The following is a 23763-nucleotide window of genomic DNA, read 5'->3' as shown; positions in this document are numbered from 1 at the left end:
AACACAATTTGCGCCCGCGATGACTCGGAGGCATCAATAAACCGTATCCACCAAGGCCAACCCGCCACTATAGCGCATTTGCCAAGATTCCACTTGTGACTGACTCAGCTGCCAGGCGTTGCTTTGAAGTTGGCCTTCTTAAGCAAGGACTCGTATTGCTGCGACATCATGTAGTTCTGCACCTGGGCCATGAAGTCCATGGTGACCACCACAATGATCAGTAAAGAGGTGCCACCAAAATAGAACGGCACGTTGTACTTCAAGATCATGAACTCTGGGAGCAAGCACACAAAGGTGATGTACACCGCTCCAGCCAGCGTCAAACGAACCAGGATCTTGTCGATGTAGCGAGCCGTCTGTTCTCCAGGACGAATCCCAGGAATGAAGGCACCGCTTTTCTTCAAGTTGTCTGCAGTCTCTCGGCTGTTGAACACCAAGGCGGTGTAGAAGAAGCAGAAGAACACAATGGCAGCTGCGTAGAACATCACATAGATCGGCTGACCTGGGGTCAGTGCTCCAGAAATGTCACGCAACCAACGCATCGACTCACCCGCACTGAACCAGTTCACCACCGTAGCCGGCAACAAAATGATCGACGAAGCAAAGATCGGTGGAATCACCCCAGCCATGTTGAGCTTCAACGGCAGATGCGACGATTGACCGCCATACACCTTGTTGCCCACCTGGCGCCTCGCGTAATTCACGAGAATCTTTCTCTGGCCTCTTTCGACAAACACGACGAAATAGGTCACTGCCGCCACGATCAACACGATGAAAATCGCAGCCAGGATGCTCATCGCACCTGTGCGCACCAGCTCCAGCAATCCACCGATAGAACTCGGCAGCCCTGCAGCGATACCTGCGAAGATCAGGATCGAAATCCCGTTGCCCAAGCCACGCTCTGTGATCTGCTCACCCAACCACATGAGGAACATCGTGCCAGCCGTCAAGCTCACCACGGCCGTCATGCGAAACCCGAACCCGGGACTCAGCACCAGCCCTGCGGAACTCTCCAGTGCCACAGCGATGCCCAGCGACTGGAATATGGCCAAACCCAGCGTTCCATAACGCGTGTATTGCGTGATCTTGCGCCGCCCTGCCTCGCCTTCCTTCTTCAGCTGCTCGAACGTCGGAACGACATAGGTCATCAGCTGCATGATGATCGACGCCGAGATATACGGCATGATCCCCAGAGCGAAAACCGTGAAGCGCGAGAGCGCCCCACCCGAGAACATGTTGAACAGGTTCAGAATGCCACCCTGCTGGCCACTGAACAGCTGTTGCAGCTGCGCCGGATCAATGCCCGGCACGGGAATGTGCGCTCCGATGCGGTACACGACCAACGCCAGCAGCAGAAAAACCAGCCGGCGACGTAAATCGCCAAACTTACCGGTTTTCGCAATTTGAGCTGCGCTAGTAGCCACGGATGCGTTCCTTCAGAACGTATTCAAGCCAGGCTGCCGCCGGCAGCTTCGATGGCCGCCTTCGCGCCCGCCGTTGCACCGATGCCGGTCAACTTGACCGACTTGCTCAGTTCGCCACTCTTGATGACCTTCACCACCTTGATCAGCTGGCCCACCAAACCGGCGCTCTTGAGCGCCAGCAGGTCAACTTCAGCAAGACCCAGTTGGTCCAGCGCCGTCAGGGTCACTTCTGCATTGAACTTCAGCAGATGGGACTTGAAGCCGCGCTTGGGCAGGCGACGCTGCAAAGGCATTTGACCGCCTTCGAAACCCACCTTGTGGTAACCGCCAGAACGCGATTTCTGACCCTTGTGACCGCGACCCGCGGTCTTGCCCAGACCAGAACCGATACCGCGACCGACGCGGCGCTTGGCATGCTTGGCTCCGTCTGCAGGCTTGATGCTATTGAGTTCCATCATCAACCTCTCAGAGGACTTTGACCAGATAGCTGATCTTGTTAATCATGCCGCGCACTTCAGGGCTGTCCTGCAGTTCGCTGATGCTGTTCAGCTTGCGCAGGCCCAGGCCGCGTACGGTGGCACGGTGCGATTCCTTGGTGCCAATCGGGCTGCGCACCAGTTGAATCTTGACGGTTTGTTGCGTAGTCATTTGCTCAACTCCGTTCAGGCGAAGATGTCTTCGACCGACTTGCCGCGCTTGGCTGCCACTTCCGACGGGGTCGTGGAATGCACCAGCGCATCGAACGTTGCGCGGACCATGTTGTAGGGGTTCGACGAACCGTGGCTCTTGGCCACGATGTCGGTGATGCCCAACACTTCAAACACAGCACGCATCGGGCCGCCCGCAATGATGCCCGTACCCTTGGGGGCGGGAGCCATCATCACGTGTGCAGCACCATGGTGGCCCGTCACTTGATGATGAATGGTGCCGTTCTTGAGCGACACCTTCACCAGATTGCGGCGAGCTTCTTCCATTGCCTTTTGCACGGCTGCAGGCACTTCCTTCGACTTGCCCTTACCCATGCCGACGCGGCCATCACCGTCACCGACCACAGTCAGTGCGGCGAAACCGAGAATCCGGCCACCCTTCACGACTTTGGTCACGCGGTTCACCGCGATCATTTTTTCGCGCAGACCGTCGTCCTGACCTTCGCTCTGCACTTTGGGTTGAAATTTAGCCATTTTGTATTTCGCTCCGCTTAGAACTGCAGGCCAGCTTCACGTGCAGCGTCGGCCAAAGCCTTGACGCGGCCGTGATAGGCAAAACCTGCACGATCGAATGCAACCTTCTCGATGCCGGCCGCCTTCGCCTTTTCAGCGATGCGCTTGCCGATGATCTGGGCAGCGGTGGCATTGCCCCCCTTGCCAGAGCCACCGAGGGACTTGCGCACATCGGCTTCTGCCGTCGATGCGCTGGCCAGGACCTTGCTGCCGTCGCCGGAGATAACACTGGCGTAGATGTGAAGGTTCGTGCGGTTCACCGTCAAACGCGCCACGCCTTGCTGCGCAATGCGAATGCGGGTCTGGCGCGAACGACGAAGACGCTGCTCTTTCTTGGTCAACATGTTGCAGCTCCTTATTTCTTCTTGGTCTCTTTGATCGTGACTTTTTCGTCCGAATAACGGATGCCTTTGCCCTTGTAGGGCTCGGGCGGACGAACGGCACGGATCTCAGCGGCCAATTGGCCAACGCGCTGGCGGTCGGCACCCTTGATCACGATTTCGGTCGGGGTTGGAGTCGCAACCGTGATGCCAGCAGGCATTTCGAAGTTCACGGGGTGCGAGTAACCCACGCTCAGATTCAGCTTGGCACCTGCAGCCTGGGCCTTGTAGCCCACGCCGATCAGGCTCAGCTTCTTTTCGAAGCCCTTGCTGACACCCACCACCATGTTGTTCACCAACTGGCGGATCGTGCCACTCATGGCATTCGCTTCACGGGACTCGTCAACAGGCTCAAAACTGAGCTTGCCGTCCTTGATGGAGACCTTCACAAGCGCGCTCTGGGTCAGCGACAGCGTGCCGCCCGTACCCTTCACGTTGATCTGGTCGTCCTTGATGGACACATCCACACCTGCGGGGATGGTCACCGGCATTTTTCCTACGCGGGACATTTCAGTTACTCCTCAATGCCACGTTTAAGCGACGTAGCAAAGCACTTCGCCGCCGACACCGGTAGCGCGCGCTTTGCGATCGGTCATCACGCCCTTGGGCGTCGTGACAATTGCCACACCCAGACCGTTCATGACTTGCGGGATGGAATCACGGCCTTTGTACACACGCAGGCCAGGACGGCTCACGCGCTCGATACGCTCGATCACCGGACGACCGGCGTAGTACTTCAGTGCGATTTCAAGTTCGGACTTGCCGGCTTCGGTCTTGACCTGGAAGCCGTCGATATAACCCTCGTCCTTCAGCACTTGGGCGATGGCGATCTTCACTTTGGAAGACGGCACCAGCACGGTTGCCTTGGACACCATTTGCGCGTTGCGAATGCGGGTCAGCAAGTCAGCGATGGGATCACTCATGCTCATGTTGTATCTCTCCTGCCCGCTTACCAGCTGGCCTTGGTGACACCAGGGATGTCGCCGGCAAAAGCCAGTTCACGGATCTTTGCGCGAGCCAGACCGAATTGGCGGAACGTGCCACGTGGGCGACCGGTGATTTCGCAACGGTTGCGCTGACGCGTGGGGTTGGCGTTGCGTGGGAGCTTTTGCAGGCCCAGACGGGCTGCTTCACGCTCTTCATCGCTGCGCTTCATGTCGCTGGCAACTGCCTTCAATTCCGCATACTTTGCTGCGTACTTGGCGGCCAATTTTTCGCGCTTCAGTTCGCGCTGGATCAAAGCTACTTTAGCCATACGCTGCCTCAGTTCTTGAACGGGAAACGGAAACCAGCGAGAAGCGCCTTCGCTTCTTCATCGCTACGCGCCGTTGTGGTGATGCTGATGTTGAGACCGCGCAAGGCATCCACCTTGTCGTACTCGATTTCAGGGAAAATGATCTGTTCCTTGACACCGATGTTGTAATTGCCACGGCCGTCGAAGGCCCGGCCAGAGATACCGCGGAAGTCACGGACGCGGGGCAGAGCCACGGTCACGAAACGATCCAGGAATTCGTACATCTGAACGCCACGCAGGGTGACCATGCAGCCGATGGCCTGGCCTTCGCGGATCTTGAAACCGGCGATGGCCTTCTTGGCCTTGGTCACCACAGGCTTCTGGCCAGCAATCTTGGTCAGGTCTGCGACGGCGTTGTCCATCACCTTCTTGTCCGACACGGCTTCGCTCACACCCATGTTCAGGGTGATCTTCGTCAGCCGAGGGACTTGCATCGGAGAGGTGTAACCGAACTGCTTAGCGAGCTCGGGGGCGATTTTTTCGCGGTAGTGTTGTTGCAGTCGTGCCATGTTGACTCCTTAGGCCGCCTTGATTTCAGCGCCGCTGGACTTGAACACGCGAACGCGCGCACCATCAGCCTGCACCTTGATACCTACACGATCAGCCTTGCCGGTAGCCGCATTGAAGATGGCCACGTTGGACTGATGGATCGGCATGGCCTTTTCCACGATGCCGCCGGTCGTACCCTTCATGGGGTTCGGCTTGACATGCTTCTTGACCAGGTTGATGCCGTCGATGACCAGATAGGAGTCATCCTTGCGCAGCGACACCGTGCCGCGCTTGCCCTTGTCGCGCCCGGTGAGCACAACGATTTCGTCGCCCTTGCGAATCTTGTTCATGGCGCGTCCTCAGAGAACTTCAGGAGCCAGGGACACGATCTTCATGAACTTCTCGGTACGCAGTTCACGCGTCACGGGCCCGAAGATGCGGGTGCCGATGGGCTCCAGCTTTGCATTGAGCAACACTGCTGCGTTGCCATCGAATTTGACGAGCGAACCGTCGCCACGGCGAATACCCTTCGCCGTACGAACCACCACTGCACTGTAGACCTCGCCCTTTTTGACGCGGCCACGCGGAGCGGCTTCCTTGATGCTCACCTTGATGATGTCGCCGACACTGGCGTAGCGACGCTTGGAACCACCCAGCACCTTGATGCACAGGACGGACTTCGCGCCGGTGTTGTCGGCAACGTCTAACCGAGATTCTGTCTGGATCATTTCAATATTCCCAACTTGCACCGGCAGGATTGACAGCCCCAGAGAACGTCTCAAGGGCTGAAGATCAGCCAATCAGTCTTGGGCCCGTCGTCCATGCCGCAAACCATTTGCAGCACTTCCCGCTGGGCAGAAACCTCGCGCTTGAAACGCGAAGCCCTCGATTTTGTCAAAAAGCGCAACTGACGTCAAGCACTTCACAACGGGACGTCCAAATACTGCCGGGCCAACGCCTGGAACACCTCCAGCTGGGGGTCGAGGCCGAGCTCCTCGCGCAGGATCTCGCCCACGCGCGGGGCCAGACGAGCGGCTTGGGCCGCATCCAGGAAAAGCATCCGGCTGCGGCGGGCCAGCACATCTTCCACCGTGCGGGCGTACTCGTAGCGGGCGGCAAATCGCACCATCGCCTCGGTCAGCCCCTCTGACAGCGCGGCGTCCGCGCCCGGCAAGCCGTCGATGAAAGATGCCTCACTGCCATAGGAGTGCAGGCCTTGGGGCGCGCTGATGCGGTGCTGCACCGCCTGCTGGGGCGAGCCCACGAGGGGAAGATGGCGCGTCACGCCGCTGGGGCGCTCCGCCAGCAACCCCGCAGTGAAGCATTTTTGCAACACGTCCTCCGCCATGGCCCGGTACGTGGTCCATTTTCCACCGGTGACGGTGACCAGTCCGCTCGCGCTGGCGATGACGGTGTGCTCGCGGCTGATGCTCTTCGTGTTGTCACCGTCGTCGTCCTGCGGTTTGACCAAAGGACGCAATCCGACCCAGATGCTGCGTACATCCGAAGGGCCCGGCGCCCGCGTCAGGTAGCGGGCGGATTCGCTCAGGATGAACGCCACTTCCTCCTTGAACGGTAAGGGCTCGCGGGCCAGGTCCTGGCGCGGGCTGTCGGTCGTCCCCAGGATGACTTTGCCCAGCCACGGCACGGCAAACAGCACCCGGCCATCGGCGGTCTTGGGCACCATGAGCGCATGGTCGGAAGGCAGGAATTCGCGGTCCACCACGATGTGCACGCCCTGGCTGGGTGCCACGATGGGCTTGGCGGGGCGCCCGAGCGCCGCGGCATCCTGCTGGCGAAACGCGTCCACCCACACTCCGGTGGCATTGACCACGCACTTCGCGCGCACGGTATAGGCGGTGCCGGTTTCGCGGTCCTCGCACGTAAAGCCCGCCACCTTGCCGGCCTCGTGCACCAGTTCGCGGGCGGAGCAGTAGTTGACGAGCAAGGCTCCGCGCTGCGCCGCCGTGCGGGCCAAGGCGAGCGCCAGCCGGGCGTCGTCGAACTGGCCGTCCCAGTACTTGACCCCGCCTTTGAGCCCTTCCTTGCGGGCCGTGGGCAGCAGGCGCAAGGTGCTTTCCCGGCCGAGGAATTCGGTGGCGCCCAGGCCGGCCTTGCCCGCCAGGACGTCGTAGGCCTTGAGTCCCACGCCGTAGAACGGCGTTTCCCAATAGCGGTAGGACGGCATCACGAACGGCAGCGGCTGCGCCAGGTGGGGGGCATTGTTCAACAGCGTAGTGCGCTCGTGCAGCGCTTCGCGCACGAGGGAGATATTGCCCTGCGCCAGATAGCGCACGCCTCCGTGCACCAGCTTGGTCGCGCGGGAGGATGTTCCCTTGGCGAAGTCGTGCGACTCCACCAGGACCACGCTGAAGCCACGCGCGGCGGCGTCCAGCGCCACGCCCAGGCCTGTCGCACCGCCCCCGATCACCGCCAGGTCGTAGAGGCGGGGCTCGGCCAGCCGAGCCAGCAGTTCGGAGCGTTTGGTGTACAGGGGGGTGGTCACGGTATTCATGGGATCGATTGTCCATGCGTCTCGGAAGAACCAAGGGTTAACCCTTGATTCACCGCAAAAAACAAATCCGCCCAGGCCCTTGCAGACAAGGACGAGGGCGGGAGGTGGGCAAATCAGGCCGGCGGTGCGTGGGCGCCGGCCCATCCTGCCGGGTCAGCGCACCTTGCCGTCCTTCCAGGCCTGCAGCAGGCGGTCGTAGGCAATGGTTTCGCCCTTGGGCTTTTCATTGGCCAGCTTGGCCCAGGGGGCGGCCTTGTCGCTCAGCCACTTGGCAGGATCGCCCTTGGGATTGAGCTTGGGCGCGCAGTGGGCCATGCCGGCGCGCTCCAGGCGGGCCATGACCTGGTCCATCTCGTCGGCCAGCGTGTCCATGGCGCCCTGCGGGGTCTTCTCGCCCGTAACGGCCTGGGCCACGTTCTTCCACCACAGCTGCGCGAGCTTGGGGTAGTCAGGCACGTTGGTGCCGGTGGGCGACCAGGCCACGCGGGCCGGGCTGCGGTAGAACTCGACCAGGCCGCCGAGCTTGGGCGCCATGTCGGTCATGGCCTTGGACTGGATGTCGCTCTCGCGGATGGGCGTCAGGCCCACGATGGTCTTCTTGAGCGAGACGGTCTTGGCGGTCACGAACTGGGCGTAGAGCCAGGCAGCGGCCGTCTTGTTGGCGTCATGGCCGTTGAAGAACGACCACGATCCCACGTCCTGGTAGCCGTTCTGCATGCCGGGCTTCCAGTACGGGCCGTTGGGACCGGGCGCCATGCGCCACTTGGGCGTGCCGTCGGCGTTCACCACGGGCAGGCCGGGCTTGACCATGTCGGCGGTGAAGGCGGTGTACCAGAAGATCTGCTGGGCGATCTGGCCTTGCGCGGGCACGGGGCCGGATTCGCCGAAGGTCATGCCCATGGCTTCCTTGGGCGCGTACTTCTTCATCCAGTCCACGTACTTGGTGAGCGCGTACACGGCCGCGGGCGAGTTGGTCGCGCCGCCGCGGGACACCGAGGCGCCCACGGGCGTGCACTTGTCCGCCGCCACGCGGATGCCCCATTCGTCGATCGGCAGGCCATTGGGCGTGCCGATGTCGGCAGCGCCCGCCATGGACAGCCATGCGTCGGTGAAGCGCCAGCCGAGCGAGGGGTCCTTCTTGCCGTAGTCCATGTGGCCGTAGATGGCCTTGCCGTCGATGGTCTTCACGTCGTTGCTGAAGAATTCGGCGATGTCTTCGTAGGCGCTCCAGTTCAGCGGCACGCCCAGGTCGTAGCCGTACTTGGCCTTGAACTTGTCCTTCAAGTCCTTGCGCTCGAACAGGTCGGCGCGGAACCAGTACAGGTTGGCGAACTGCTGGTCAGGCAGCTGGTAGAGCTTGCCGTCCGGCGCGGTGGTGAACTTGGTGCCGATGAAGTCCTTCAGGTCCAGCCCGGGGTTGGTGAATTCCTTGCCGGCGCCCGACATGTAGTCGGTCAGGTTCATCATCTTGCCGTAGCGGTAGTGCGTGCCGATCAGGTCGGAGTCGCTAATCCAGCCGTCGTAGATCGACTTGCCAGACTGCATCGAGGTCTGCAGCTTCTCGACCACGTCGCCTTCCTGGATGAGATCGTGCTTGACCTTGATGCCGGTGATCTCCTCGAAGGCCTTGGCCAGCGTCTTGGACTCGTACTCGTGCGTGGTCAGGGTTTCCGACACCACCGAGATTTCCTTCACGCCCTTGGCCTGCAGCTTCTTGGCCGCGTCGATGAACCACTTCATCTCGGCCAGTTGCTGGTCCTTGGCCAGCGTGGACGGCTGGAATTCGCTGTCCACCCACTTCTTGGCTTCCGCCTCGCCCGCCATGGCCGTGTTGCCGGCCAGGACCGCGACGGCCAACGCCAGCGCCGAATACTGCATCTTCATAGTGCTTGTCTCCTGATAGTCAGTTGAATCGACTCCCCTTTGCATTCCAGCGGCCGCCGGGTCCGGGGGATGGGTCGGACCGGCGGCAGAAAAAACTCCCGGCAGCCGGGCCGTCAGCCCTTGCGCAGGATCAGCACCAGCAAGGCCATCGACAGCACGAAGCTGATCCAGATCGACGGTTCGGCCGACAGCGAGAACCACTGCACCAAGTGCCCGCTGATGCCCACGAAGGCCAGGTTCACATAGGCGGCGGCCAGCAGGCCGATGAAGAGGCGGTCGCCGCGCGTCGTCGCCAGCGGCAGCCAGCCACGCCGGAGCAGGGTGGGGGACTTGATTTCCCACACCGTCATGCCGGCCAGCATGAGCACGATGCACAGGAAGAAAACGGCCACCGGCGTGGTCCAGGCCATCCACTCAAACATGGGTACCCCCGTGAGCGCCTGCGGCACTTACCCTGAGGGGGACGCAGCGTGTGGCCGGGCAAGGCCCGCTCCACGGCTGCCGCTGGCGTTGGACGCATCGCGCGCTCTGCGGTGAAAGTGTGTGATTCATGGCTGTGCTCCCTTTCACACGTCAAACCCGGCCCATCGCGAAACCCTTCGCGATGTAGTGCCGCACGAACCAGATGACGATGGCACCCGGCACGATGGTGAGCACACCGGCCGCGGCCAGGGTGGCCCAGTCCATGCCGGAGGCGCTCACGGTGCGCGTCATCGTCGCCACGATGGGCTTGGCGTTCACGCTGGTGAGCGTGCGCGCCAACAGCAGCTCGACCCAGCTGAACATGAAGCAGAAGAACGCCGCCACGCCCACGCCGGCCTTGATGAGCGGCAGGAAGATGGTCAGGAAAAAGCGCGGGAAGCTATAGCCGTCGATGTAGGCCGTCTCGTCGATCTCCCGCGGGATGCCGGTCATGAAGCCTTCCAGGATCCACACCGCCAGGGGTACGTTGAACAGCAGGTGGGCCAGCGCCACGGCGATGTGCGTGTCCATCAGCCCCACGGTCGTGTAGAGCTGGAAGAACGGCAGCAGGAACACCGCGGGCGGCGTCATGCGATTGGTCAGCAGCCAGAAGAACACGTGCTTGTCGCCCAGGAACTGGTAGCGCGAGAACGCATAGGCCGCCGGCAGCGCCACGGTGAGCGAGATCACCGTGTTGATGGCCACGTAGATCAGGCTGTTGATGTAGCCCGAGTACCAGGACTCGTCGGTGAAGATGGTCTTGTAGTTGTCCCAGGTGAAATGCTGGGGAAAGAACGAGAACGTGGAGAGGATCTCCGCGTTCGTCTTGAAGCTCATGTTGACCATCCAGTAGATGGGCAGCAACGCGAAGACGATGTAGGCCGCAAGGAAGAGGCTCCGCTTGCGAAAGCGCTTTTCATTCATGGCCGGCTCCGGTCTGTGCGTCGGTGCCCACGCGCTGCATCCAGTTGTAGAGGATGAAGCACAGCAGCAGGATGATGAGGAAGTAGATCAGCGAGAACGCCGCCGCCGGGCCCAGGTCGAACTGGCCCACGGCCTTCTGCGTGAGGTACTGGCTGAGGAAGGTGGTGGCATTGCCCGGCCCGCCGCCGGTGAGCACGAAGGGCTCGGTGTAGATCATGAAGCTGTCCATGAAGCGCAGCAGCACCGCGATCATCAGCACGCCGCGCATCTTGGGCAGCTGGATGTAGCGGAACACGGCGAACTTGCTCGCGCCGTCGATGCGCGCGGCCTGGTAGTAGGCGTCGGGGATCGAGCGCAGCCCGGCAAAGCACAGCAGCGCCACCAGCGGCGTCCAGTGCCACACGTCCATCACCAGCACGGTGAGCCAGGCCTGCGTGGCGTTGCCGGTGTAGCTGTAGTCGATGCCGATGTACTGCAGCGCGGCGCCCAGCAGGCCGATGTCGGCGCGGCCATAGATCTGCCAGATGGTGCCCACCACGTTCCACGGGATCAGCAGCGACAGCGCCACCGTCACCAGCACGGCGGAGGACTTCCAGCCCTGCGCGGGCATGGACAGCGCCAGGCAGATGCCCAGCGGGATCTCCACCGCCAGCACGGCGAGCGAGAACGTGATCTGGCGCCACAGGGCCGCGTGCAGCTCTTCGTCGCGCATCACGGCGGCGAACCATTCGGTGCCGACGAACACGCGCCGCTCGGGCGAGATGATGTCCTGCACCGAGTAGTTCACCACGGTCATCAGCGGCAGGATGGCCGAGAAGGCCACGCACAGGATGACGGGCAGGATCAGGAACCAGGCCTTCTGGTTCACCGGTTTGGTCGTGGTGCTCATGCCAGCAGTTCCTCGTTTTGGTAGAAGCAGGTGTGGCGCCCCAGCACCTGCAGCCAGACCGTGTCGCCCGCCGAAGGCACCGCCTCGCCCGTGCCCAGGCGGGCCTTGAGCGTGTGCTCGCCCACGCGGGCGGTGAGCAGGAAGTAGGTGCCGATGTCCTGCACCTTCTCCACCGTGCAGGGCAGCGCGCCGGGCTGCCCTGCCGCGGCGATGGCCAGGTACTCGGGGCGCACGCCCACCTGCAGCGCGCCGGCCGGCAGGGCCTTGCCCGCGGGCCGCGCCAGGCGGTGGCCCGCGACGACGATGGCATCCGCCTCGCCCTGCGCGGGCAGGAAGTTCATGCCCGGCGAGCCGATGAAGTGGCCCACGAACACGTGCTGCGGCCGCTCGAACAGCGCATCGGCCGCGCCCACCTGCACGGCGCGCCCGCGCGTCATCACCACCACCTCTTCGGCGAAGGTCAGCGCCTCCACCTGGTCGTGGGTCACGTAGATCAGGGTCAGCTTGAGCTCGTGGTGGATCTGCTTGAGCTTGCGGCGAAGCTGCCACTTGAGGTGCGGATCGATCACGGTCAGCGGCTCGTCGAAGAGCACGGCCGCCACGTCGGAGCGCACCAGGCCGCGCCCGAGCGAGATCTTCTGCTTGGCATCGGCGGCCAGGCCCGAGGCGCGCTGGTCGAGCTGCCCGCTCATGTCCAGCATCTCGGCGATCTGGCCGACGCGCTGGCGGATCTGGGCCTCGGGCACCTTGCGGTTCTTGAGCGGAAAGGCGAGGTTCTCGGCCACCGTCATGGTGTCGTAGATCACCGGGAACTGGAACACCTGGGCGATGTTGCGCTCCTGCGGGCTCGCGTGGGTGACGTCCTTGCCGTCGAACAGCACGCGCCCCTGCGAGGGCACGAGCAGGCCCGACATGATGTTGAGCATGGTCGTCTTGCCGCAGCCCGAGGGGCCCAGCAAGGCATAGGCGCCGCCGTCGCGGAACTCCATCGACAGCGGCAGCAGCGCGTAGTCGCTGTCCTGCTGGGGGTTGGGTTTGTAGGCGTGCGCCAGGTCCAGATTGATGCGCGCCATCTCAGCGCCCTCCCCGGCGCGCGGGCGCCAGCAGCAAGGCGCCGTCGGCGCCGAAGACATAGGCTTCGCCTGGTGCCAGGTGCAGCGTGATGGCCGCACCCAGGTCGAAGTAGTGCACGCCCGTGACCTGCGCCACGAGTTCGCCCCAGGGCGTGTGCGCATGCACGAAGGTGTCCGAGCCCGAGATTTCGGCCAGCTCCACCATGCCGGCCACCGCCACGTCGCCGGGGCGTGCCTGCAGACGCAGGGCACTCGCCCGCACGCCGACGGTCAGGCCCGTCGCGGCGCTGCCCGCCGGCAAACCCTGCGGCAGCGCCAGCAGGCCGCCACCGGCCATGCGCACGCCGCCCGCGGCCGCATCGGCGGCGATCAGGTTCATCGGCGGGTCGCTGAAGGCGCGGGCCACGCGCAGCGAGCTCGGGGCATGGAAGACCTCGGCCGTGGGGCCGTACTGCAGCAGTTCGCCCTCGTGCAGCACGGCGGTATAGCCGCCCAGCAGCAGGGCCTCGCCCGGCTCGGTGGTGGCATAGACCACGGTGGAGTCGCCGGCCGCGAACAGCTGGGTCAGTTCGTCGCGCAGTTCCTCGCGCAGCTTGTAGTCGAGGTTGACCAGGGGCTCGTCCAGCAGCATCAGCGGCGCGCCCTTGGCCAGGGCCCGGGCCAGCGCCACGCGCTGCTGCTGCCCGCCCGACAGCTCGGCCGGGTAGCGGTTCAGGAACATGTCGATGTGCAGCCGCTCGGCCAGGGCGCGCACGCGCTCGGCGATGCCCTTGTCGCCCCGCAGCTTGAGCGGCGAGGCGATGTTGTCGGCCACCGTCATGGAGGGGTAGTTGATGAACTGCTGGTACACCATGGCCACGTTGCGCTCGCGCACGGGCACGCCGGTCACGTCCACACCATCCACGCGCACCGTGCCTTCGGTCGGCTTGTCCAGCCCCGCCATGATGCGCATCAGGCTGGTCTTTCCCGCCTGCGTGGCGCCCAGCAGAACGGTCACCGCGCCGCTTTGCAGCGCCATGTCCATGCCATGCAGCCAGGTCTGGGCCCCTACCCGCTTGTTGATGCTCTCAAGTGCCAGCTGCATGCAGCTACCCCATTTCTGCGACCCAAGCCGCAGCGCAGAGCGCGCACGGCCAAGTCTTCGTTGTTCGATTGCGATCATTTTTGTTGTTTTGTGATCGTTTTGAATCAAGGTTTACCCTTGATTGATTCGTTTTTGTTCGCTTGGCGCCAGTGGCGCGCCCCGCCCCACCGTCAGCGCGCCGTGCAGCGAAAGACGTCTGCAGCGAGGGCGATGGCCAGAAAACAGCGTCTCCAGCGCACTCCGTGCTCTGGAGGTTCCGGGTTTTCCCCTGTGTCGCAAACGCCCTGCTCGGTATTCACACCCTTTACCGCTTGAAACATTGCCCCTAGTCTCGGGCTTCATTCACGAGCGTCGGCGGTGTCGGCGGCGCTCCCGTCCAATTTCGTATCTGGGAGATGTCATGAACAAAATGCGTGTGCTGTCGGTGGCTGTTCTTACCTGTCTATCGTCGGTCGCCATGGCACAAAGCACGTCGGGCATGGCGGGCAGCAGCAGCCTCAACATGTACGGCATCGTGGACCTGGGCGTCAGCCACGTGACCGGCGGCCCCGGCGGCAACCAGACCCGGCTGATCAGCGGCAACATGGAAGGCTCGCGCCTGGGCTTCAAGGGCAACGAGGACCTGGGCGGTGGCTACCGCGCGATCTTCACCATGGAAGCGCGGATCGAGGCCGATACCGGCGACACCAGCAACCGCCCCGTGTCCCTGGGCCAGTTGCCCGACCGGCTGAGCACGGCCACCTCGCTGGGCCTGCCAGCGGCCCTGCAGCCCGCGGTGACCGCCGTGGCCAATCAGATCGGCTCCAACATCGGCGTCAACCTGAACAAAACCTTCTTCGACCGCCAGATATTCAGCGGTCTGGTGACCCCGTTCGGCGCCTTCACGTTCGGCCGCCAGTACACGCCCGGCTACCTGGCCACCGGCAACTTCGACGTGATGAAGACCGAGTCCAGCCTGTCCCTGGGACAACTGGTGGCGATCCCGAACTCGTTCGACATCCGGGTCAGCAACTCGATCCAGTACGCCCTGCAAAAGGACGGCCTCACCGCCACCGCCATGTACGCCGCCGGCGAGGTGGCGGGCAAGCCGAGCGCGCGGCGCCTGCTTGGCATCATGGCGATCTACAAGGGCGACGGCTATTCGTTCGGCGGCGGCTACAACACCCGCAACAACGAACTGGGCGAAAAGTCGCTCACCACCGGGATCCTGGGTGCCACGCTGGACATCGGCCCAGGCACGCTGTCCGGCCAGTACGCCGTCATCAAGGACGACCACCCGAGCGACCTGTCCACCATCGCCGCGAGCCTGTCGGCCAACCCGGCCACGGCGCCGGTGGCGGGCCTGGTGCAGAACGCGTTCATCCAGGGCTTCAAGCAGGACGCCCGCCTGTTCCAGGTCGGCTACCGCATCACCAGCGGCGTGCACACGGTGACCGTGGCCTACAACAACATGAACGACAAGCGCCCGTTCAATGCCGACCGCTACTCCTACGGCGCGGCCTACACCTACGCGCTGTCCAAGCGCACCGACGTGAGCGCCGTGCTGACGCATCTGGAAAACAAGAACACTTCGCAGGACTTTCTGGGTGGCAACGGTTTCATCGGAGGCGTGGCGGCCTCCCCAGGCAAGGACGTGAACAGCATCGCCTTGTCGATTCGCCACCGGTTCTGACGCGCTCCGCAGTCTTCCAAGAGAAGCCTTTGGCCGCCGAGACAAATCCCCCGCAAGGGGGATTTTTTTCGTCCGGGGCCACCGAAAACCTTGCGGGGCACCGACCGCGGCGCCCTCCGCCTCGGCGTTCGATCCGGATCGGGATTGTTGCTTCTTGATCGTTTCCCATCAAGGTTTACCCTGGAACGGTTCGTTTTGGTTCGCTTTAAAGTCGGGCAGTCCCGCTGCGGACCCTGCGCTGTCATTTCTTTTCGATTTCGCTTCGCCACCCGAATCCTTTCCGTGAACACCAACCCCCGCCAACTGCGCCTGCTCGAAGAGGTCCGCTCCCGCCAATCCGCCACCGTGGAGGAGCTGGCCGACACCTTGGGCGTGACGCTGCAGACGGTGCGGCGCGACGTGCAGCGGCTGGCCGAACTGGGGCTGGTGCGGCGGTTCCACGGTGGCGTGCGGGTGCCGACCTCCACCGTGGAGAACCTCGGCCACACGCAGCGCGAAACCCTGCATGCCGACGGCAAGGCCCGCATCGCGCGCGCCGTGGCGGCCCAGGTGCCCAACGACTGCTCGCTGATCCTCAACATCGGCACCACCACCGAAGCCATCGCCCGCGCGCTCATGCACCACCGCGGCCTGCGCGTCATCACCAACAACCTGAACGTGGCTGCCATCCTGAGCGGCAAGCCCGACTTCGAAGTCATCGTGGCCGGGGGCGTGGTGCGTTCGCGCGACCGCGGCATCGTGGGCGAGGCCGCGGTGGATTTCATCCGCCAGTTCCGGGTGGACATCGCGCTCATCGGCATCTCCGGCATCGAGTCGGACGGTACGCTGCGCGACTTCGACTACCGCGAGGTGAAGGTGGCGCAGACCATCATCGCCCAGGCCCGCGAGGTCTGGCTGGCCGCCGACCACAGCAAGTTCAGCCGCGCGGCGATGGTGCAGGCCGCCACGCTGGCGCAGATCGGCCGGCTGTTCACCGATGCGCCGCCACCCGAGCCCTTTCCCGCGCTGCTGCGCGATGCCGGCGTGGACTGCACCGTCGCTGGATGACGCCCCCACCGTCCCGCGGCACCCTGCCGGCCCTCTCCCTCCAGAATCCACCATGACCTATTTGCTCGCCCTCGACCAAGGCACCTCCAGTTCCCGCAGCATCGTGTTCGACGAGCGCGGCCACATCGTCGCGCAGGCACAGCTGGAGCTGCCGCAGATCTACCCGCAGCCCGGCTGGGTGGAGCACGACCCGCGCGAGATCTGGCGCACCCAGCTGGCCACCGCGCGGCAGGCCCTGGCCCAGGCGAATCTGAAGGCCGGCGACGTGCGGGCGCTGGGCATCACCAACCAGCGCGAGACCACGGTGCTGTGGAACCGGCGCACCGGCGAGCCCGTGCACCACGCCATCGTCTGGCAGGACCGCCGCGCCGAGCCGCTGTGCGCCGAGCTGCGCGAGCGCGGCCTGGCCGGCACCATCCAGGCCAAGACCGGCCTGCTGATCGATGCGTATTTCTCGGGCACCAAGCTGCGCTGGCTGCTGGACCACGTGCCCGGCGCGCGCGCCCAGGCCGAGCGCGGCGAACTGGCCTTCGGCACCGTGGACAGCTGGCTCATCTGGCAGCTCACGCAAGGCCAGGTGCACGTGACCGACGTGAGCAACGCCGCGCGCACCATGCTCTTCAATGTGCGCACCAACCAGTGGGACGACGAACTGCTGGAGCTGCTGCAGATCCCGCGCGCCCTCATGCCCGAGGTGCGCCCCTCCAGCGCCCACTTCGGCGACACCCACCCCGAGCTGCTGGGCAGCGCCCTGCCCATCGGCGGCGTGGCCGGCGACCAGCAGAGCGCGCTGTTCGGCCAGGCCTGCTTCAAGGCCGGCATGGCCAAGAACACCTACGGCACCGGCTGCTTCATGCTGATGCACACGGGGCAGAAGTTCCAGACCTCCACCAACGGCCTGCTCACCACCAGCGCGGCCCAGATCGGCACGGCGCCGCCCGGCGCGGCCTCGCTCAGCCTGGCCGGCAGCACGCCCGAGTTCGCCATGGAAGGCAGCGTGTTCGTCGGCGGCGCCGTGGTGCAGTGGCTGCGCGACGGCCTGCGCGCCATCTCGGCCAGCAACGAGGTGCAGTCGCTCGCCGAAAGCGTGCCCGATTCGGGCGGCGTGATGATGGTGCCCGCCTTCACCGGCCTGGGCGCGCCCTACTGGAAGCCAGACGCGCGCGGCACCATCACCGGCCTCACGCGCGGCACCACGCTCGCCCACATCGCGCGGGCGGCGCTGGAGAGCATCGCCTACCAGAGCGCCGCGCTGCTGCAGGCCATGAGCCGCGACGCCGTGGCCGCCGGCGGCGCGCCGGTGAGCGAGCTGCGCGTGGACGGCGGCGCCTGCGTGAACGACCTGCTCATGCAGTTCCAGGCCGACCTGCTGGGCATTCCCGTGGTGCGGCCCGCGGTGATCGAGACCACGGCGCTGGGCGCGGCCTACCTGGCCGGCCTGTCGAGCGGCGTGTACCGCAGCACCGACGAGCTGTCGGACCTGTGGCGCGCCGAGCGCCGCTTCATGCCCACGCTGGGCGCCCCCCGCGCCCGCGAACTCATGGCGCGCTGGGAGCACGCCGTGCGGCAGGCCTCGCTCGACTGAAAACCGCCGCCCCGGCCCCCGGCCACAGCGCAGGCGCTAACATCCTGCGCTTCGCCTCCACCTGCCCACCGCCGCCATGAACGCCACACCCGCCGCGACCGATTCGCCCTCCTCCGCCATCGCCTTCATCGGCGGAGGCAACATGGCCAGCGCCATCATCGGCGGGCTGATCCGCCAGGGCGTGCCGGCCGCGCAGATCGAAGTGGTCGAGCCCTGGGCCGAGGCCCGCGCCGCCCTGCTCTCGCAGCACGGCATCACGGCGCACGAAGCGGCCGGCCCCGCGCTGGCCCGGGCCGGCACCGTGGTGTGGGCCGTCAAGCCCCAGACCTTCCAGGAAGCGGCCCGGCAGGCGCGCGCCTACACCGCCGGCGCCGTGCACCTGAGCGTGGCCGCCGGCATCCGCTCGGACAGCATCGCCCGGTGGCTGGGCAGCCAACGCATCGTGCGCGCCATGCCCAACACACCGGCGCTGATCGCCCGCGGCATGACGGCCCTCTACGCCCGCCCCCAGGTGACCGCCGCCGAGCGCGCGGCCATCGAGCGGATCATCGCGACGACGGGGGAATTCCTGTGGGTGGACGACGAGCCGCAGCTCGATGCCGTCACCGCCTTGTCTGGCTCGGGCCCGGCCTATGTGTTCCGCTTCCTGGAGGCCATGACCGAGGCCGGCGCCGCCATGGGCCTGAGCCGCGCCCAGGCCCACCAGCTCGCCGTGGCCACCTTCGCCGGCGCCTCCGAACTGGCCCGCCGCTCCGACGAGCCACCCGAAGTGCTGCGCCAGCGCGTCACCTCCAAGGGCGGCACCACCTACGCCGCCCTGCAGTCGATGGAGCAGGACGAAGTGCCCCAGCGCTTCATGCGCGCCCTGGAGGCCGCGCGTTCGCGGGCGCGCGAACTGGGCGACGAGTTCGGCGCCTGATCGCCAGCGCGGGCGGGCGCCCCGCCGGCTTCAAGCCAGAACGCCCTCCAGCACAATAAGTACTAGGGCATATCGCTATAAAAACAATAGCAAACTACCGCAACGCGTAACCCACGGCGATGCCGGCGAACAGCGTGAACCCGATCCAGTGGTTCTCGCGGAAGGCCCGAAAGCACCCTTCGCGCGTGCGGTGGCGGATCAGCGCGAAGTGCCACGCCACTTGGGCCAGCACGGCGCCGATCGCAAGGTGGAACGCCGCGCCCAGCCCCAGCGGCGCCAGCGAAACGCCCCAGAACGCCACCAGCAGCAGGTAGAACGCCAGGATGGCCGCCACGTCGAAGCGGCCCAGGGTGATGGCCGACGTCTTCATGCCGATCTTCAGGTCGTCGTCGCGGTCCACCATGGCGTATTCGGTGTCGTAGGCCAGCACCCAGAACAGGTTGCCCAGCACCAGCCACAGCGCCAGCCACGGCACCTCGCCGCGCACGGCGGTGAACGCCATCGGAATGCCCATGCTGAACGCCACGCCCAGCACCGCCTGCGGCATGGAGAAGAACCGCTTGGTGAACGGGTACAGCACCGTCACCGCCAGCGCCGGCACCGACCACGCGATGGTGATGGCATTGGTGGTGAGCACCAGCGCGAAGGCGACCAGCGCCAGCACCGCGCCCACGGCCAGCGCTTCGCGCGGGGACACGGCGCCGCTCGTCACTGGCCGCTGCGCCGTGCGCTTGACGTGCCGGTCGAACCGGCGGTCGGCCACGTCGTTCACGCAGCAGCCCGCGCTGCGCATCAGGATCGTGCCCAGCGTGAACACGGCCAGCAGGTGCCAGCCGGGGAATCCGCCCGCCGCGACCCACAGCGCCGACAGCGTGGGCCACAGCAGCAGCAGCCAGCCGGCCGGGCGGCTCCAGCGGATCAGGTCGAGGTAGAGCGACAGGCGCGACGGCGTGGGGGCGGAAAGCTGCATGGCGCGGACAAAGGAGAGGAAAGAAAAAGAGAGAAAGAGAGGCGACCCGGGAAACGAAAACGCCCGCACGGGTGGGCGGGCGCTGGCTGGGCAGGGCCGTGCAAGGCCCGGCCGGCTTACTCCTCCAGGAGCGAGCGCAGCATCCAGGCGGTCTGCTCGTGCACCGCCAGGCGCTGGGTCAGCAGATCGGCCGTGGGTTCGTCACTGGCCTTGTCGGCCACCGGGAACAGCTCGCGCGCCGTGCGGGCGACGGCCTCGTGGCCCTCGACCAGGATACGCACCATCTCCAGCGCGTGGGGCGGCTCGGTGGGCGCGTCGGGCAGCGAGGTGAGCTTGCCGAACTGGGCGTAGGAGCCCGGCGCCGCATGGCCCAGCGAGCGGATGCGCTCGGCCACCGGGTCCACCGCGTTCCACAGCTCGGTGTACTGCCCCATGAACATGGTGTGCAGCGTGTTGAACATCGGGCCCGTCACGTTCCAGTGGAAATTGTGGGTGGTGAGGTACAGCGTGTAGGTGTCGGCCAGCAGGCGCGACAGGCCTTGCGCGATGGCCGCGCGGTCCTTGTCGCTGATGCCGATGTTGATGCGCGGTGCGCCGCTGGCGCCGGCGCGGGCAAGGGGGGTCTTGGGGGTCTTGGCCATGGAGAACTCCTTCGGGTGCTGAACTGAACGATGCGTTGCGTTGCCGCTGCCATCTTGCCGGCCCGGGCGGGCCCCCGCCGCTGCCGGGGAGGCGTGGCGCCCGGGCGCCTGAAACACTTTAGCGCATGCAGGGCGGCCAGCGGCCGCCCGGGGTCACTGCATCTGCGGCAGGTTGCCGATGCGCACCAGCATCTCGGTGAACATCTGCATGTCGGCGTCGAGGTCGGCCACTTCCTTGAATTCCTTCGCGTTGTGGGCCGTGTACTTCTTGCCCGGCATCGCGGGGCCGAAGTTGATCGCGTTCGGCATCAGCTTGGCCGTGGTGCTGCCGGCCGTGGGCACGGGCTTGGCCTCCAGGCCCGTGGTGTCGCCGAAGGTGTTGAGCAGCGTGGAAAGCCAGGCGCCCTTGGGGTCGCGCGCCATCCACTCGCCCTGGCTGTGGTCCACCTCGACCGCCACGCCGGCCTGCGCGCCCCACGCCTGGATGCGCGCGGCGGTGGCCTTCGTCAGCACGTCGGCGGTGCTGCCGCGCGGCATGCGCACGTTCACCAGCACATCGACCTTGCCATCCTTCTCGCGCACCAGGTTGGGCGACATCGTGAGTGGGCCCATGAAGTCGTCGCTGTACGCCAGGCCCATCGTGCGGCCCAGGTAATCGGTGCCGTACAGGTCGGCGATGTAGCGCACCGCGCCCGCATAGCCGTTGGCCGCCAGCGGCACGCCGGACTCCTGCAGGAACAGCGCCAGGCGCGGCAGCGGGTTTACGCCCTCTTCGGGGCGCGAGCCGTGGGCCGACGTGCCCGTGACCTTGACCGTCAGCGCGGCGCCGTCCTGGACGATGTCGATGGCGAAGGGGCCGCCCTGGCCCGCGTACTTGGCGATGAAGGCCTCGCGGGCCGCGCCCAGGCGCTGCGCCGCGGCGGCCAGATCACCGCCCGTGAGGCGCGCGGTGGCCGTCTGCGGCACGGCGTTGGCCGAGGCGGCGCCCGCCATCGCGGCGATGGTGACCGCACCGGCCGGCACGGCGGCGGCAGGTGCCAGGGCGAACGAGGCGCGCAGCGCGCCCGAGCCCTTTTCGGCCACCACGGCGGGGTACTTGCTGTCCAGCACGATGTTGTACTCGGGCAGCTGGGTCTTGGCGCGGTAGTACTTCATCGCGTCGCCGCCCGTCTCTTCGGTCGTCTCGACCATGAGGCGGATCGTGCGCGCCATCGGCAGGCCGCTGTCCTTGACCGCCTTCATCGCGTACAGCACCGCGGCGATGGAGCCCTTGTCGTCGATGGAGCCGCGGCCGTACAGGTTGCCGCCCACCCGCGTGAGCTTGAAGGGGTCCAGCCGCGTGCCGTCGTCCAGCACCCATTCGTCGGCCACCACGGGCACCACGTCGGCGTGCGTGAGGATGCCGAATTCTTCGGTGCCCGTGCCGGGCAGCTTCACTTCGAAGATGCGGTTGTCCACGTTGCGGTACTGCAGGCCGAAGTCCTTGGCCATGCCTTCGACCAGCGTGCCGAAGGCGATGATGGCCCGGTCCTCGTGCGGCGGCACCTTGTCCGAGCGCACCGTGGGAATGGCCACCATCTTCGCGGTCGTGTCGATCACCGCCGTGTGGTGGTGCAGCCGGTTGTACAGGCCCAGCAGGCGGCTGATGTTCACCAGGTCGTCGCCCGCCAGCGTGGCCTTGGACCCATACGCCTTCACGCTGGGCGCCAGCGCAGGGTAGGTGCGCACCGCGCGTTCGAGGAACGCGCTGAAATCGCCGCTGGGCGCGCCCGTCTCGGCGACCACCAGGCGGTCCAGATCGGGTTTCTTGAGCGTGCCCGCCAGGGGCGCGGCGTCGGTCGGCGCGGTCACGCTGGAGCAGGCCGAAAGGCCCAGGGCCAGGCCGGCCGCCATCAAAAGCTTCTTCATGAATGTCCTCGGGATTGTGGAGAGCGCGGCGCCCCGCGCGGACCGCATGTGGCGCGGCCCGCGCCAGGCCGGGGTGGAGGATGCCCACCCACCGGCCGCGCGCGGGGCGAAGTTTAGCCCTGCCCCGAGGCGTTTCGGTGAAGCCGGCAGCCCGCGCGCGCGGCGGCCAGCGCCGGCCACCGGGCCGCCAGGCCCGCCAAAAGAAACGGAAGAGGCCGCTGGCCTGCGGTCAGGACAGGCGCGTCATGCCCGGCAGCTCGCAGGCGTAGATCGCGTTGCGCAGCGCGGCGATGGCCTCGTAGCGGGTGAAGCTGCGGCGCCAGGCCAGCACCACGCGGCGCATGGGCGGCGGGCTGCCGTCGGCCTCCTGGATCGGCAGGTAGCGGATGTGCGTGTCGTCGCTCTTGCGCCGGCGCGACCCCGTGTGCAAGGCATCGCGCGGCACCGATAGGCGCGGCACCAGCGTCACGCCCATGCCGGCCGACACCATGTGCTTGATCGTCTCGAGCGAGGAGCCCTCGAACGTGCGGCGGATGCCCTCGGCATTGCTCGCGTAGCGCGCGAACTCGGGGCAGACCTCCAGCACATGGTCGCGAAAGCAGTGGCCCGCGCCCAGCAGCAGCATGGTCTCGCTCTTGAGCTGCGCGGCGGAAATGGATTTCTGTTCGGCCAGCGGGTGGCTGCTGGGCACGGCCGCCATGAACGGCTCGTCGTACAGCGGCGCCATCGCCAGGCCCGTGTCGGGAAACGGCTCGGCCATGATCGCGCAGTCGATCTCGCCGGTGCGCAGCATCTCCAGCAGCTTGACGGTGAAGTTCTCCTGCAGCATGAGCGGCATCTGCGGCGTGCGCGCGATGGCATGGCGCACCAGCTCGGGCAGCAGGTAGGGACCGATCGTGTAGATCACGCCCAGCGTGAGCGCCCCGGCCAGCGGGTCCTTGCCGCGCTTGGCGATTTCCTTGATGGCGGCGGCCTGTTCCAGCACGCTCTGCGCCTGACGCACGATCTCGTCGCCCAGCGAGGTGACCGACACCTCGCCCGCGCTGCGCTCGAAAAGTTTGACCTCCAGCTCGTCTTCCAGCTTCTTGATGGCCACCGACAGCGTGGGCTGCGACACATAGCAAGCATCGGCCGCCCGGCCAAAGTGCTTCTCCCGGGCCACAGCGACGATGTATTTGAGTTCCGTGAGGGTCATTGTTGGATGCGGATTGGCGAACGCGACATTGTGCGCCGAGATGAAACCCTTGTCGGTCAGCCGTTCGCGGGGAGTTCGGTGGGGGGGAAGGAACTTTACCCTGGCTTCACATTGGGTGGCGGGGCGGGCCAGGGGCTTTCAAGACGTGTATTTCACTCCCGCGAAAACGCTGAAGGCCGAGACATGTG

Annotated in this window: 26 protein-coding genes; 4 read left to right on the top strand and 22 right to left on the bottom strand. The window is 65.6% G+C overall.

Annotated features, from left to right (window positions below; all coding sequences use genetic code 11):
• Positions 1–104: 104 nt before the first annotated feature.
• The 18 genes from secY to AVME950_RS19530 form a co-directional block, all read right to left on the bottom strand.
• Positions 105–1424, bottom strand: a complete 1320-nt coding sequence (secY, locus tag AVME950_RS19615) for a preprotein translocase subunit SecY (RefSeq protein ID WP_284431076.1) — start codon at positions 1422–1424, stop codon at positions 105–107.
• 23 nt (positions 1425–1447) lie between these two features.
• Positions 1448–1879: a 50S ribosomal protein L15 gene (rplO, locus tag AVME950_RS19610; RefSeq protein WP_272569571.1), complete on the bottom strand. Its 432-nt coding sequence runs from the start codon at positions 1877–1879 to the stop codon at positions 1448–1450.
• Between the two features lie 10 nt (positions 1880–1889).
• A complete protein-coding gene (gene rpmD / locus AVME950_RS19605) occupies positions 1890–2072 on the bottom strand; it encodes a 50S ribosomal protein L30 (protein WP_056670941.1) in 183 nt (60 codons plus the stop codon).
• Between the two features lie 14 nt (positions 2073–2086).
• Complete coding sequence (gene rpsE, locus AVME950_RS19600; protein WP_272549406.1) at positions 2087–2605, bottom strand: 30S ribosomal protein S5; 519 nt, start codon at positions 2603–2605, stop codon at positions 2087–2089.
• Between the two features lie 17 nt (positions 2606–2622).
• On the bottom strand, positions 2623–2988 hold the full coding sequence (gene rplR / locus AVME950_RS19595; protein ID WP_272549407.1) for a 50S ribosomal protein L18: 366 nt from the start codon (positions 2986–2988) through the stop codon (positions 2623–2625).
• Between the two features lie 11 nt (positions 2989–2999).
• Entirely contained in the window at positions 3000–3533 is a 534-nt protein-coding gene (gene rplF / locus AVME950_RS19590) for a 50S ribosomal protein L6 (protein WP_284431075.1), read from the bottom strand.
• A gap of 24 nt (positions 3534–3557) precedes the next feature.
• Positions 3558–3953: a 30S ribosomal protein S8 gene (gene rpsH, locus AVME950_RS19585; protein ID WP_005793636.1), complete on the bottom strand. Its 396-nt coding sequence runs from the start codon at positions 3951–3953 to the stop codon at positions 3558–3560.
• A gap of 20 nt (positions 3954–3973) precedes the next feature.
• The gene (rpsN, locus tag AVME950_RS19580) at positions 3974–4279 is read right to left on the bottom strand and encodes a 30S ribosomal protein S14 (RefSeq protein WP_272549410.1); all 306 of its coding nucleotides are present in this window, start codon (positions 4277–4279) and stop codon (positions 3974–3976) included.
• 8 nt (positions 4280–4287) lie between these two features.
• The gene (gene rplE, locus AVME950_RS19575) at positions 4288–4827 is read right to left on the bottom strand and encodes a 50S ribosomal protein L5 (RefSeq protein ID WP_272566913.1); all 540 of its coding nucleotides are present in this window, start codon (positions 4825–4827) and stop codon (positions 4288–4290) included.
• A gap of 9 nt (positions 4828–4836) precedes the next feature.
• Positions 4837–5157: a 50S ribosomal protein L24 gene (gene rplX, locus AVME950_RS19570; protein WP_272549412.1), complete on the bottom strand. Its 321-nt coding sequence runs from the start codon at positions 5155–5157 to the stop codon at positions 4837–4839.
• A gap of 9 nt (positions 5158–5166) precedes the next feature.
• Positions 5167–5535, bottom strand: a complete 369-nt coding sequence (gene rplN, locus AVME950_RS19565) for a 50S ribosomal protein L14 (protein WP_025596343.1) — start codon at positions 5533–5535, stop codon at positions 5167–5169.
• Between the two features lie 194 nt (positions 5536–5729).
• Positions 5730–7322: a glycerol-3-phosphate dehydrogenase/oxidase gene (locus AVME950_RS19560; RefSeq protein WP_284431074.1), complete on the bottom strand. Its 1593-nt coding sequence runs from the start codon at positions 7320–7322 to the stop codon at positions 5730–5732.
• Between the two features lie 153 nt (positions 7323–7475).
• Positions 7476–9206 carry an ABC transporter substrate-binding protein gene (locus tag AVME950_RS19555; RefSeq protein WP_284394143.1) on the bottom strand — a complete coding sequence of 577 codons (1731 nt, stop codon included), beginning with the start codon at positions 9204–9206 and terminating at the stop codon, positions 7476–7478.
• 113 nt (positions 9207–9319) lie between these two features.
• Complete coding sequence (locus AVME950_RS19550; protein ID WP_284413575.1) at positions 9320–9628, bottom strand: DUF2160 domain-containing protein; 309 nt, start codon at positions 9626–9628, stop codon at positions 9320–9322.
• 151 nt (positions 9629–9779) lie between these two features.
• Positions 9780–10592 carry a carbohydrate ABC transporter permease gene (locus AVME950_RS19545; protein WP_272549418.1) on the bottom strand — a complete coding sequence of 271 codons (813 nt, stop codon included), beginning with the start codon at positions 10590–10592 and terminating at the stop codon, positions 9780–9782.
• Positions 10585–11481 (bottom strand): carbohydrate ABC transporter permease, encoded by an 897-nt coding sequence (locus AVME950_RS19540; RefSeq protein WP_272549419.1) that lies wholly within the window; start codon positions 11479–11481, stop codon positions 10585–10587. The genes AVME950_RS19545 and AVME950_RS19540 overlap by 8 nt, the downstream gene beginning before the upstream one ends.
• A complete protein-coding gene (locus AVME950_RS19535) occupies positions 11478–12554 on the bottom strand; it encodes an ABC transporter ATP-binding protein (protein ID WP_284394149.1) in 1077 nt (358 codons plus the stop codon). Before AVME950_RS19535 ends, AVME950_RS19540 begins: the two co-directional genes overlap by 4 nt.
• Before the next feature lies 1 nt (position 12555).
• The gene (locus AVME950_RS19530) at positions 12556–13638 is read right to left on the bottom strand and encodes an ABC transporter ATP-binding protein (protein ID WP_284431073.1); all 1083 of its coding nucleotides are present in this window, start codon (positions 13636–13638) and stop codon (positions 12556–12558) included.
• A 400-nt stretch (positions 13639–14038) separates the two neighbouring features.
• On the opposite strand from AVME950_RS19530, the gene AVME950_RS19525 reads away from it, so the two are divergent.
• From AVME950_RS19525 to proC, 4 genes are all read left to right on the top strand, one after another.
• The gene (locus AVME950_RS19525; RefSeq protein WP_284431072.1) at positions 14039–15310 is read left to right on the top strand and encodes a porin; all 1272 of its coding nucleotides are present in this window, start codon (positions 14039–14041) and stop codon (positions 15308–15310) included.
• A 282-nt stretch (positions 15311–15592) separates the two neighbouring features.
• Entirely contained in the window at positions 15593–16357 is a 765-nt protein-coding gene (locus tag AVME950_RS19520; RefSeq protein ID WP_284394152.1) for a DeoR/GlpR family DNA-binding transcription regulator, read from the top strand.
• Positions 16358–16409: 52 nt separating this feature from the next.
• On the top strand, positions 16410–17942 hold the full coding sequence (glpK, locus tag AVME950_RS19515) for a glycerol kinase GlpK (protein ID WP_284431071.1): 1533 nt from the start codon (positions 16410–16412) through the stop codon (positions 17940–17942).
• A gap of 76 nt (positions 17943–18018) precedes the next feature.
• Positions 18019–18861, top strand: coding sequence for a pyrroline-5-carboxylate reductase (gene proC, locus AVME950_RS19510; RefSeq protein WP_284431070.1), 843 nt, complete (start codon positions 18019–18021; stop codon positions 18859–18861).
• Positions 18862–18955: 94 nt separating this feature from the next.
• Here proC and ubiA read toward each other — a convergent pair whose 3' ends face one another.
• From ubiA to AVME950_RS19490, 4 genes are all read right to left on the bottom strand, one after another.
• Entirely contained in the window at positions 18956–19831 is an 876-nt protein-coding gene (ubiA, locus tag AVME950_RS19505) for a 4-hydroxybenzoate octaprenyltransferase (RefSeq protein ID WP_284431069.1), read from the bottom strand.
• 116 nt (positions 19832–19947) lie between these two features.
• Positions 19948–20472, bottom strand: a complete 525-nt coding sequence (locus AVME950_RS19500) for a Dps family protein (protein WP_284394159.1) — start codon at positions 20470–20472, stop codon at positions 19948–19950.
• Between the two features lie 153 nt (positions 20473–20625).
• Positions 20626–22380 (bottom strand): dipeptidase, encoded by a 1755-nt coding sequence (locus tag AVME950_RS19495; protein ID WP_284431068.1) that lies wholly within the window; start codon positions 22378–22380, stop codon positions 20626–20628.
• Between the two features lie 229 nt (positions 22381–22609).
• Positions 22610–23575: a LysR substrate-binding domain-containing protein gene (locus AVME950_RS19490; protein ID WP_272566898.1), complete on the bottom strand. Its 966-nt coding sequence runs from the start codon at positions 23573–23575 to the stop codon at positions 22610–22612.
• Positions 23576–23763 lie beyond the last annotated feature (188 nt).

The organism is Acidovorax sp. SUPP950 (assembly GCF_030158935.1).
Classification (GTDB): domain Bacteria; phylum Pseudomonadota; class Gammaproteobacteria; order Burkholderiales; family Burkholderiaceae_C; genus Paracidovorax.
The sequence above is the reverse complement of the archived record's forward strand: the minus strand, read 5'-3'. Positions and strand labels throughout refer to the sequence as shown.